This window comes from Mycobacterium sp. 852013-51886_SCH5428379, from assembly GCF_001665575.1.
Lineage (GTDB): Bacteria > Actinomycetota > Actinomycetes > Mycobacteriales > Mycobacteriaceae > Mycobacterium.
The window spans coordinates 115,980-127,278 of record NZ_LZSU01000011.1 but is presented as its reverse complement, the minus strand read 5'-3'; the positions used below and the strand labels follow the sequence as shown (position 1 = coordinate 127,278).

The following is an 11,299-nucleotide window of genomic DNA, read 5'->3' as shown; positions in this document are numbered from 1 at the left end:
CTCCCACCTGACAATGTAAGTTGTCACCGGTGTTGCCGGTGCCAAGGGGGAGCCGTCCGTGACGGACGACATCAAGCGGTCGAGCCGCCGCCTCCAGAACAGGTCGTTCCTCTACGGCGTCGCCGCGATCGCGGTCTACGCCGGACTCGTGGGTATCGCGCCGGCCGTCGCGTCGGCCGACTCCACCGCCTCGAGTTCCGGGGTCTCCGGGTCTGCGGCGGAATCCGCCTCCGGGTCGACCACGGACACCGGCCCCTCCGCCGGCAGCGGGGTGAGCCGCCGCAAGACCGACGACGACGCCGCGAAGGCGATCGACACCCCCGCCCGTGGACCGGAGCGCACGGAGCTGCGCAGAGCCGCAGTCCGCGGCAGCAGTGAGGACAACGACGCCGACGCTCGGGTGACCCGTGCTGCCCGCGTGCCTGCCTCCGTGACGGCCCGCGAATCGGTTGTCGACAAGGTCGCCGAGCGCGCCACCGACGTCGTCCCGACGGCCGTGCGCACGCAGCCGGCACCGGCACGGGCCGTCGTCACCGTCCCTGATGCCGTCGAGAAGACCACTCCGGGCCCACCCCAACCACTTTCACCCGTCGCGGAGCTGCTCGAGACGCCCGCACGGCTGGTCAACGCCGTGCTGGAGGCGCTCGACTTCACCTCGTCGCCGAACAGCCCGACCCTTCCCGTCAGCCTCGCGCCGATCAACGACGCGATCTTCGGAGCGTTCCGCGAGACGGAGCGGTTGTTGGGGCTCTATCAGACACCGCCGCCGCAGCCGGTGGTGCCGACCCTGACCTACACCGGTCCCACGACGCGGCTGACACCGACGGTGGCACAGTTCCTCAACGCCTCGGCCGCGGAATACGTGCTCGGCGCGACCCCCGGCGGCATGGTTCCGTTCACCGTCAACGGATTTCAGATGAAGGCCGCCAACACCTTCACGGGTATGGCCGGAACCGTCTGGGTGACCCCGGAGAACCAGATCATCATCGCCTATCAGGGCACCACCGGCGGATCGCATCTGTTGTTCAACCCGTTCATCGCCATCAGCCAGGTCATCGCCGACCTGCAGGTGGTGTTCACCTCCAGCACGCCGCCGGCCTTCTACGACGCCCTCGACTTCGCCGAACGGGTACTCCACGAAGCGGCTCTGCAGGGTTACAGCGCCGAGGACGTCTTCGTCACCGGCCACTCGCTGGGTGGCTGGGAGGCGCAGTTCGTCGCGCAGCAGATCGGCCTGGCGGGCATCGGATTCGAGGCGCCGGGGATCAACACGATCGTGCCGGGCAACGGCGCCGACTCGATGTTCGTCAACATCGGCACCTACGGCAGCTCCGCGCCGTACATGGCCACCGATCTGCCGGGCCTGCAACCCTTCATGCCGCCCTACTTTCCGGGCGGCGGCATCAAACCGCACTTCGGTCCCATCGTGATGGTCGGCGACCCCGCCGCGATGACGCCGTTGTACAACGCCTCCCAGCTGTGGGGAGACCCGATCGGCAGCCTGATCTTCATGGTGGACTACCTGTTCAACTTCTTCCAGTACCACCTGCCGGGCGTGCAGGCCTACCACCTCGACGTCGTCCCCGATCCCGGCGTGGTGCTGTTCCTGGGCACCGCACGTGGCCCGGTGCACACCGGCTACGGCGAGTTGACCATCCCGGAGCTGTTGGCGGCGGCGTCGGCGGACGGCATCCTCTTCCTGCCCTGACGGCTAATTCGGCACGTTCGCGACGATGTTGGTCATCACGATCTCGGGTACCGCCTCGGAGAACCCGCAGAAGGTCACCTCCAGCAGGACCGCGGAGGTGACGCGGTAGTCGCGGCCGCATCCGCCGGGCCGGGTGCGCACTGAATTCGGCGTCACGGTCACGGTGCCGACGTAACCCGGCCCGTCCGCGGTCTGCTCGCATCCGCCGATGCGCGCCACGAGTCCGTCGAACGCTCGCCGGGCCGTCGCGGCGTCGCGATAGCCCGCGGCGCCCTGGGAGATCAGCCCGCCGCCGGGCGGGTTCTGGAACGACGTCTTGTGGAACTCCTCGATCTCGTCGCCGAAGGTCTGCGATTCGGCGAACACCCAGGCGCACTGCGCCGCGACCGTCTGCATCAGGGGTTCGATGTCGACCGGGATCTTGCCGTCCATGCTGGGGATGATCGTCAGATCCTCACCGGCCCCGGTGATCGCGCGCATCTGCGCCTGATCGAGCAGCACCGCGTCGACGTCGACGGGGGAGCGGGAGTCCTCGTCGAGTCCGGGGGGAGAGCGCACCGCGGTACCGTCGATCGTCGACACACATCCCGCGAGCAGGGCAGCCAGTACGGACAGCAGCAGCGCCCGTCCGGTCATCGCCGTCCCCTTCCGAGCACGAGGGTAGCCCGGTCACATAGGGTCGTGCGAGTGAGCGCCTTTGCCGCCGCGACCGGCATCGGGTCGTGGCCCAACGCAGTTCCCCGCCAGGCCGCCGATGTCGTGGTCGGTGAACTGCACACGCTGCCTCACCTGGTCGAGATCCCCGCACGCGGCGTGGGCGCCGACATCATCGGACGCGCGGCCGCGCTGCTGGTCGACATCGGGATGGACACCGTTCCGCGCGGTTACCGCATCGCCTCCGGGCGCAGCGCCGCGGTACGCCGCGCCGCCAGCCTGCTCGACGAGGACATCGACGCGCTCGAGGAGGCGTGGGAGAAGGCGGGACTGCGCGGCGCCGGCCGCACCGTGAAAGTCCAGGCGCCGGGACCGATCACGCTGGCCGCCGAACTGGAACTGCCCGGCGGGCACCGCGCCATCACCGATTCCGGTGCGGTGCGCGATCTTGCCGCGTCGCTGGCCGAGGGGATGGCGCTGCACCGGGCCGAGGTCGCCCGCCGGCTGGAGGCCACCGTCGTCGTGCAGTTCGACGAGCCGCTCCTGCCGGCCGCACTGGCAGGCCGGCTCACCGGCGTCACCCGCTTCACCCCGGTGCACCCCGTCGACGAAGCCGTCGCCACCCAGCTGCTCGACGACTGCGTCGCCGCCACTGGGGGAGAGGTGCTGCTGCACAGCTGTGCGGCCGGATTGCCGTGGAAGGTGTTGCAACGCAGTACGGTTCATGCGGTTTCGGTCGACGCTACGACGCTGACCGCCGAGGACCTCGACGGGATCGGCGAATTCGTGGAATCGGGCCGCACTGTCGTGCTGGGCGTTGTGCCCGCCGAAGCACCCGCGGCGCGGCCGTCGGTCGAACAGGTGGCCCAGGCCGCCGCCTCGGTGACCGACCGGCTCGGGTTCCCGCGCGCGGCGCTGCGGGAACGCATCGGCGTGACCCCCGCGTGCGGCCTGGCCGCGGCTACCCCGGAATGGGCCCGCATCGCGGTCGAACTCGCCCAGCGCACCGCCGACGCGTTCGCCGACGATCCGGACGCCGTCTGACCGCAGGCGTTGTCGCGTTGATATTGCGCACAGATCGCCGGACGCGTCGCGGACGCGATCTGGACGCAAAGTCAACTGCGCGCTCTACCGCCTGAGGTCCTTGCGCAAGATCTTGCCCGCCGCCGACTTCGGGATCGCGTCGATGAACTCCACGCGGCGCACCTTCTTGTACGGCGCCACCTGACCGGCGACGAACTCCATCACCTCGTCCTCGGTCAGCGAGGCATTCGGCTGACGCACTACGAACGCCTTGGGCACCTCTTCGCCGGACTCGGTGTCCACCACCCCGATCACCGCGGCGTCGGCGATCGAATCATGGCCCAGCAGAACGGCTTCCAGCTCTGCGGGCGGCACCTGGTAACCCTTGTACTTGATCAGCTCCTTGAGCCGGTCGACGATGTACACACAACCGTGCTCGTCGACTTGGGCGAGGTCGCCGGTGTGCAGGAATCCGTCGTCGTCGATGGTCTCCCGGGTGGCCTGCTCGTTGTTGAGGTAGCCCGCCATCACGTTCGGACCGCGGAACCAGAGCTCACCCGTTGCGCTCACACCGCTTGCCGGAATGCCGATCTCGTCGCCGGTGGCGGGATCGACCAGCTTGCTCTCGGAGTTCGGCACCGTCCACCCGCTCGACGACAGCGGCGCCACGGCGCCGACCATCGCGGTACCGCCGTCGAACGGGGTGACGTGGCTGACCGGGCTCAGCTCGCTCATGCCGTAGCCCTGTACGACAGCGCAGCCGAGCCGTTCGGCGACCGCGTGGCCGAGATCGGCGTCCAGGGGCGCCGCGCCCGACATGATGCCCCGCAGCGGCGAGAGGTCGTAGTCGTCGACCATCGGATGCTTGGCCAGCGCCACCGCGACCGGCGGCGCGATGAACGCGAACGTGCACCGGTGCTCGGCCAGGTTGGCAAGGAACCGGGTGAGGTCGAAGCTCGGCATGATCACCAGCGCGGCACGGGCATGCAGCGCCGCGTTGAGCAGCACCGTCATGCCGTAGATGTGGAAGAACGGCAGCACCGCCAGGATGCGGTCCTCGGCGGTCATCCCCTGAATGGGCCGGATCTGCGCGCAGTTGGCCGTCAGGTTGCGATGGGTGAGCATCACGCCCTTGGGGTTCGCGGTCGTTCCCGAGCTGTAGGGCAGCACCGCGATATGGGTGGCCGGGTCGAAGCTCACCTCCGGTGCGGGCAGCCCCGGTCCGAGGAGATCGTCGGCGTTGGGATGACCGTCGGCGGCGATCCCGGGTCCGTCGAGCACCACCAGCCGGTCGTCGGCCAGCCCGACCGTCGCGGTGGCCTCTGCGGCCTGGGGTAGCAGCGGGGAGACGGTGACCAGCATGGTGGCCTGCGCATCGGTGAGCTGTTTGGCGATGTCCTTGGCAGTGAACAGCGCGTTGACGGTCGTCGCGGTCGCGCCTGAGCGCAGGATGCCGTGGAAGGCGATCGCGAACGCCGCACTGTTCGGCGCCAGCAGACCGACCACGTCACCGACACCGATGCCGCGCTCGGCCAGCGCACCGGCAAACGCGTCGATGCGGGCGAGCATGTCGCCGTAGGTGGTCTGCGCGCCGGAAGCGGTGTCGATCAGGGCGACCCGCTGGGCGTCGGAGTCGGTGAGATCGGAGAACAGATAGTCGTAGACGCTGGTCGTCGGGATCTGGACGTCGGGGTACGGGCTCGCGAAACTCATGGTGTCTTCGATCGAACCACGAGCGGCGCCGCGGGTGGGTCAGACTGCGTCGAGCGCGACGACCAATCTGCGCGGGGCGACCAACCGGAAGCTGGCGTCGACGAGTTCGCGGACCTCGTCCCAGTCGACGTCAGCCCTGGTGAAGTCCAGGCCCATCCAGCCGGCGGCGCCGAGGTAGGCGGGGAGAAAGAAGCGGGTGTCGGCCCGCAGGGCGTCGCGGTCGGAGTCGTCGACCTTGACCAGCACGCAGTGTGGGACGACGGTCATGGCGCCGGATTCTTTGGTGCTGCCGCCGTACATCGCGAACATCTTCCCCGCGAAGAACCCGGGCCTACCGTGCGACACCTTCTCGGTTGCCTCGGGGAAATCCAGGGCGATCGCGCGCACCTCGCTCAGGCTGGGATCGTCGTCGCGGAACATGATGGGATGCGGCACAACGTCAGGCTAAATCCTGTCAGAGCAGCGCGATAGCCTTCCTACGTGAGTGCGAAAGACGCCGAGGCGGCACTGGCGCAGCAGGCCCAGGAGGCAACGGACCCCGACGTCCGCCGGCAGTGGCAGGAGCTGGCCGACGAGGTGCGCGGCCACCAGTTCCGCTACTACGTGCGGGACTCGCCGATCATCACCGACGCTGAATTCGACGCACTGCTGCGCCGGCTCGAGGCACTCGAAGACGCCCACCCCGAACTGCGCACCCCGGATTCGCCGACCCAGCTCGTCGGCGGCGCCGGCTTCGCGACCGACTTCACCCCCGCCGAGCATCTCGAGCGGATGCTCAGCCTCGACAACGTCTTCGATCCCGACGAACTCGCGGCCTGGGCGGGCCGGATCAAGAGCGAGATCGGTCCGGACGCGCACTACCTCTGCGAGCTCAAGATCGACGGCGTCGCGCTGGCGCTGGTGTACCGCGACGGGAAGCTCGAGCGAGCCGCCACTCGCGGTGACGGCCGCACCGGTGAGGACGTGACCCTCAACGCCCGCACCATCGAGGACATCCCCGAACGCCTCACGGCCACCGACGAGTTCCCGGTGCCTGCGGTGCTCGAGGTGCGCGGCGAGGTGTTCTTCCGGGTCGCCGACTTCGAGGAGCTCAACGCCGGCCTGGTGGCCGAGGGCAAGGCGCCGTTCGCGAATCCGCGCAACAGTGCGGCGGGTTCACTGCGCCAGAAGAATCCGGCGGTGACGGCGCGGCGCCGGCTGCGGATGATCTGCCACGGGTTCGGCCGCGTCGAGAGCCCCGGCGGCTTCCGGTTCGCCACGCTGCACGACGCGTACCGCGCCCTGCAGGCCTGGGGGCTGCCGGTGTCCACCCACACCGCGCGGGTGCAGGGCCTCGACGCGGTCACCGAGCGCATCGCGTACTGGGGTGAGCACCGTCACGACGTCGAACACGAAATCGACGGTGTGGTGGTCAAAGTCGACGAGGTGGCGTTGCAGCGCCGGCTCGGCTCCACCTCGCGGGCTCCGCGCTGGGCGATTGCCTACAAGTATCCGCCCGAGGAAGCACAGACGAAGCTGCTCGACATCCGCGTCAACGTCGGCCGCACCGGCCGCGTGACGCCGTTCGCCTACATGGAGCCGGTCAAGGTCGCCGGCTCCACCGTGGGGCTGGCGACGCTGCACAACGCCTCGGAGGTCAAGCGCAAGGGCGTGCTGATCGGCGACACCGTGATCATCCGCAAGGCCGGAGACGTCATCCCGGAGGTGCTCGGCCCGGTCGTCGACCTGCGCGACGGATCGGAGCGCGAGTTCGTCATGCCGACGCACTGTCCGGAGTGCGGCACCGAGCTGGCGCCAGCCAAGGAGGGCGACGCCGACATCCGCTGCCCGAATTCGCGGACCTGCCCGGCGCAGTTGCGGGAGCGGGTGTTCCACGTCGCGGGCCGGGGCGCGTTCGACATCGAGGGCCTGGGCTACGAGGCGGGTATCGCGCTCCTGCAGGCCGGGGTCATCACCGACGAGGGCGATCTGTTCACGCTGACCGAAGACGACCTACTGCGCACCGAGCTGTTCACCACGAAGAACGGGCAGCTGTCGGCCAACGGCAAACGGCTGCTGGCCAATCTCGGCAAGGCTAAGTCGCAGCCGCTGTGGCGGGTGCTGGTGGCGCTGTCGATACGCCACGTCGGGCCGACCGCGGCACGTGCGCTGGCCACCGAATTCGGCAGCCTCGAGGCGATCACCTCGGCCGACGAGGCGCAACTGGCCGGCACCGAGGGCGTCGGACCGACGATCGCCGCCGCGGTCAAGGAGTGGTTCACCGTCGATTGGCACTGCGCGATCGTCGACAAGTGGCGCGAGGCCGGCGTGCGGATGGCCGAAGAGCGCGACACCGGAGTGGAACGCACCCTGGAGGGCTTGTCGATCGTGGTGACCGGGTCGCTGCCGGGGTTCTCGCGCGACGAGGCCAAAGAAGCGATCCTGGCGCGCGGCGGAAAGGCCGCCGGGTCCGTGTCGAAGAAGACCGCGTACGTGGTGGCCGGTGACTCACCGGGGTCCAAGTACGACAAGGCCGTCGAACTCGGCGTGCCCATCCTCGACGAGGACGGTTTCCGCCGGTTGCTCGAGCACGGACCCGACGATCCCGCTGACGAAGCCGCTGACGAGCCGGCGGGCTAAGCGGCGCGGAACGCGTCGCGCGCCCGGTCGAGCAGCGATGCGAACGGTCCGACGGCGAAGTTCGCCGCCGCGGATTCCACGCCGGGGTGCGGGTGCGTGGGCGCGATGCGCTCGGCGACCTGGACGGCGACGGCCATCCGCTGGAGTTCTTCGGCATCGAGATTGTCGGTGAGGAGCGGGAATTCCTCCGTCTCCTCCTTCTCGGCGTGCTCGAGCACCGCGCCCTGCAGGCTGATGAGGGCCTTGCCGAATTCGGCGGAGTTGATGTCGAGTCCCTCGAGTTCACTGAGCGCGACCTTCGACTCGTGCTCCTCGGCGAGTCGGGCGTCGACGACGGCTTGCACGTCGACGGACCCGTCCTGCACTTTCCGGCGCACGCGCGGATGCACCATCATCTCCTCGGCCGTCTCGTGCACGGCCAGCAGCGTCCGGAGCCGGGTGAACGCCTCCTGGCGGGTCTCCGCGTCGGCGGCGTCCAGGGTCGCGGTGAACGCCTGACGGATCGTCTCGTGCTGTGCCTTCAGGTAGTCGACGACGTCCTGACCGGTGGTGATAGGGCTGTTAGCCACGCGAGAAACCTCCGCATGTCGGTGGTGGAACGAATCGGCAATGAATCGGCGCAAGTGGGCTGAGCGCCGCTGATCCGATACCCGGACCGCGGCCGGTTCAAAACGCGGGGCGGTTTGGCCACTGGCCTCCCGGGAACTCCGGAAAGACACCGATCGACTACTTCAACAATCAACGAGCTACGAGGAGCGACCTTCCATGGCGACGTGCGATACCTGCGGCAACCACTACGACAAGGCGTTCACCGTGACGTGGGCCGACGGACGCAGCGCGACCTTCGACAGCGTCGAATGCGCGGCCATGCAGCTGGCGCCCGAATGTGGCCACTGCGGCTGCCGCATCCTCGGCCATGGCATCGAGACCGACGAAGGCATGTTCTGTTGCGCCCACTGTGCGCGCAAGGACACCAACGCCGACGTCAACGACCGCTACCCGGTGCCCGCCAGCGGGTGAGTCAACGCAGGATCGTCGCGACGATCCCCGTCAGATAACCCAGCCGCGCCACCTCCGACGGGCGGAACGCCGGCCCACCGGGCCGGCCCAGCACCACAGTCGTCCCGTCGTCGCCGAGCGGCGCAGCGGCCAGCGTCGTGTCCATATCGCGCCACACCTGCGGCACCCAGTCGGCGGTGGCGTCCAGCGCGGTGGCGCGCTCCAGCGGCAGCCACGGCGCGTTCCCGGCCTGCGTCTCCGGTGCGCCGTGACTGCCGGCGATCCGCTCGACGCCGGAATCCGTCGGCCGGATCACGGTGCACCAGCCGACCCGCAGCACCCGCGGCGCCTCGTCGGCGAAGGCCTGTAGCTTCGCCGCCCTCCCACGAGCGGCGGCGGTGTGGTCGATCAGTTCGAGTTCGCGGTGGGCCTCGAGCAGTCCCAGATGGGGACGAATCGTGTCGACGCGCACCCCGGGCAGCATCTCCGCGGCGGTGATCACCATGTCCGGCATCGTGCCCGCCGGCAGCTCGACCACCAGATCGTCGATCGCGAACCCGGCGCCGCGCTCGACGACGTCGAGGGACAGGATGTCCGCGCCCACAGAACCGAGGGCCACGGCCAGCGCGCCGAGGCGGCCTGGACGGTCTTCGAGTTCGACCCGCAGCAGATAGGAGGGCACGGCGACCACTGTCGCACGGGCCTCGGCGGGGAAGCGACTCGAGTGAGGGGACTAGGCTGCGTGACCGTGTCGCAGATCTCCCGAGACGAGGTGGCTCACCTCGCGCGCCTGGCCCGACTGGCGCTGACCGACAGCGAGCTGGACAGCTACGCCGGTCAGCTCGACGCCATCCTCGATCACGTGGGAGCGATCCAGGCCGTGGACGTGACCGGTGTCGAGGCCACCGACAACCCGTTGAGCGGCCGGCGGGCAGGAGCGGAGCGATCCGGGGATACCGGGATTGTCAATGTGACCCGGCCGGACATCGTCGAGCCGTGCCTGACCCAGGAGCAGGCGCTCGACGCCGCGCCCCGGGCCGCCGACGGCCGCTTCGCCGTACCCCGGATTCTGGAGGCCGAATGACCAGCGAACTCATCCGCGAGGACGCCGCCACCCTGGCCGGCCGCGTCGCCGCCAAGGAGATCTCCTCGGTCGAACTGACGCAGGCCTGCCTGGACCAGATCGCCGCCACCGACGAGCGGTATCACGCGTTCCTGCACGTGGCGGGCGACAAAGCCCTGGCCGCCGCCGCCCGCATCGATTCCGCCGTCGCCGCCGGAGAGCAGCTGCCCTCGGCGCTCGCCGGCGTTCCGATTGCACTCAAGGACGTGTTCACCACCACCGACATGCCCACGACGTGTGGATCGAAAATCCTCGAGGACTGGCGCTCGCCGTACGACGCCACGGTCACCGTCCGGCTGCGGGCGGCGGGGATCCCGATCCTCGGCAAGACCAACATGGACGAGTTCGCGATGGGCAGCTCGACCGAGAACTCCGCCTACGGGCCGACCCGCAACCCCTGGGACACCGACCGGGTGCCCGGTGGCTCCGGCGGCGGCAGCGCCGCGGCGCTGGCCGCATTCCAGGCGCCGCTGGCGATCGGCACCGACACCGGCGGGTCGATCCGCCAGCCGGCCGCGCTGACCTCGACGGTCGGAGTGAAACCCACCTACGGCACGGTGTCGCGCTACGGACTGATCGCCTGTGCGTCGTCGCTGGATCAGGGCGGACCGTGCGCGCGCACCGTCCTCGACACCGCGCTGCTGCACGGCGTGATCGCCGGGCACGACCCCAGGGACTCGACGTCGGTCGACGCCGCGGTGCCGGACGTTGTTGCGGCCGCGCGTGCGGGTGCCGGCGGCGACCTGCGCGGCGTGAAGATCGGCGTGGTCAAGCAGCTGCGCGGCGAGGGCTACCAGGCCGGGGTGCTGTCGTCGTTCACCGCCGCGGTGGACACGCTGACCGAGCTGGGCGCCGAGGTCACCGAGGTCGACTGCCCGAACCTCGACCACTCCCTGGCCGCCTACTACCTGATCCTGCCCTCGGAGGTGTCGTCGAACCTCGCACGCTTCGACGCGATGCGGTTCGGCCTGCGCGTCGGCGACGACGGCACCCACAGCGCCGAAGAGGTGATGGCACTCACGCGCGCCGCCGGGTTCGGTCCGGAGGTCAAGCGCCGCATCATGATCGGGACCTACGCGCTGTCGGCCGGCTATTACGACGCCTACTACAACCAGGCGCAGAAGGTCCGCACGCTGATCGCGCGCGATCTCGACCGGGCCTACGAGAAGGTCGACGTGCTGATCTCGCCGGCGACTCCGACAACCGCATTCCCGCTGGGGGAGAAGGTCGACGATCCGCTGGCGATGTACCTGTTCGATCTGTGCACGCTGCCGCTGAACCTGGCCGGGCACTGCGGGATGTCGGTGCCGTCGGGCTTGTCCCCGGACGACAACCTGCCCGTCGGGCTGCAGATCATGGCCCCCGCGCTGGCTGACGACCGGCTGTACCGGGTCGGCGCGGCGTACGAAACTGCGCGAGGACCGCTGCCAACCGCGCTGTGACAGGGGAGGATGGACGCC

Annotated in this window: 11 protein-coding genes; 6 read left to right on the top strand and 5 right to left on the bottom strand. The window is 69.5% G+C overall.

Features of this window, described 5'->3' with window-relative positions:
- The first annotated feature begins 58 nt into the window (after window positions 1–58).
- Window positions 59–1,708: a hypothetical protein gene (locus tag A5757_RS03305; protein ID WP_066828581.1), complete on the top strand. Its 1,650-nt coding sequence runs from the start codon at window positions 59–61 to the stop codon at window positions 1,706–1,708.
- A 3-nt stretch (window positions 1,709–1,711) separates the two neighbouring features.
- Here the strand turns inward: A5757_RS03305 and A5757_RS03300 are convergent, their stop codons facing one another.
- Window positions 1,712–2,344, bottom strand: coding sequence for a sensor domain-containing protein (locus tag A5757_RS03300; protein ID WP_066828579.1), 633 nt, complete (start codon window positions 2,342–2,344; stop codon window positions 1,712–1,714).
- Between the two features lie 51 nt (window positions 2,345–2,395).
- Here A5757_RS03300 and A5757_RS03295 point away from each other — a divergent pair, with 51 nt between their 5' ends.
- Window positions 2,396–3,406, top strand: coding sequence for a methionine synthase (locus A5757_RS03295; RefSeq protein WP_066828577.1), 1,011 nt, complete (start codon window positions 2,396–2,398; stop codon window positions 3,404–3,406).
- A gap of 84 nt (window positions 3,407–3,490) precedes the next feature.
- Here the strand turns inward: A5757_RS03295 and A5757_RS03290 are convergent, their stop codons facing one another.
- Window positions 3,491–5,098, bottom strand: a complete 1,608-nt coding sequence (locus A5757_RS03290) for a 4-coumarate--CoA ligase family protein (protein WP_066828576.1) — start codon at window positions 5,096–5,098, stop codon at window positions 3,491–3,493.
- Window positions 5,099–5,137: 39 nt separating this feature from the next.
- Window positions 5,138–5,533 (bottom strand): MmcQ/YjbR family DNA-binding protein, encoded by a 396-nt coding sequence (locus A5757_RS03285; RefSeq protein WP_231983869.1) that lies wholly within the window; start codon window positions 5,531–5,533, stop codon window positions 5,138–5,140.
- Between the two features lie 72 nt (window positions 5,534–5,605).
- On the opposite strand from A5757_RS03285, the gene ligA reads away from it, so the two are divergent.
- Complete coding sequence (ligA, locus tag A5757_RS03280) at window positions 5,606–7,717, top strand: NAD-dependent DNA ligase LigA (RefSeq protein WP_197497239.1); 2,112 nt, start codon at window positions 5,606–5,608, stop codon at window positions 7,715–7,717.
- On the opposite strand, the gene A5757_RS03275 is transcribed toward ligA, so the two are convergent.
- Entirely contained in the window at window positions 7,714–8,286 is a 573-nt protein-coding gene (locus tag A5757_RS03275; RefSeq protein WP_066828574.1) for a hemerythrin domain-containing protein, read from the bottom strand. The genes ligA and A5757_RS03275 overlap by 4 nt on opposite strands.
- Before the next feature lie 196 nt (window positions 8,287–8,482).
- On the opposite strand from A5757_RS03275, the gene A5757_RS03270 reads away from it, so the two are divergent.
- The gene (locus A5757_RS03270; RefSeq protein ID WP_066828573.1) at window positions 8,483–8,737 is read left to right on the top strand and encodes a hypothetical protein; all 255 of its coding nucleotides are present in this window, start codon (window positions 8,483–8,485) and stop codon (window positions 8,735–8,737) included.
- 1 nt (window position 8,738) lies between these two features.
- On the opposite strand, the gene A5757_RS03265 is transcribed toward A5757_RS03270, so the two are convergent.
- A complete protein-coding gene (locus A5757_RS03265; RefSeq protein ID WP_156618141.1) occupies window positions 8,739–9,398 on the bottom strand; it encodes an amino acid-binding protein in 660 nt (219 codons plus the stop codon).
- A gap of 66 nt (window positions 9,399–9,464) precedes the next feature.
- On the opposite strand from A5757_RS03265, the gene gatC reads away from it, so the two are divergent.
- Both gatC and gatA read left to right on the top strand, forming a co-directional pair.
- Complete coding sequence (gatC, locus tag A5757_RS03260; protein WP_066828717.1) at window positions 9,465–9,800, top strand: Asp-tRNA(Asn)/Glu-tRNA(Gln) amidotransferase subunit GatC; 336 nt, start codon at window positions 9,465–9,467, stop codon at window positions 9,798–9,800.
- Window positions 9,797–11,281: an Asp-tRNA(Asn)/Glu-tRNA(Gln) amidotransferase subunit GatA gene (gene gatA / locus A5757_RS03255; protein ID WP_066828571.1), complete on the top strand. Its 1,485-nt coding sequence runs from the start codon at window positions 9,797–9,799 to the stop codon at window positions 11,279–11,281. The genes gatC and gatA overlap by 4 nt, the downstream gene beginning before the upstream one ends.
- Window positions 11,282–11,299 lie beyond the last annotated feature (18 nt).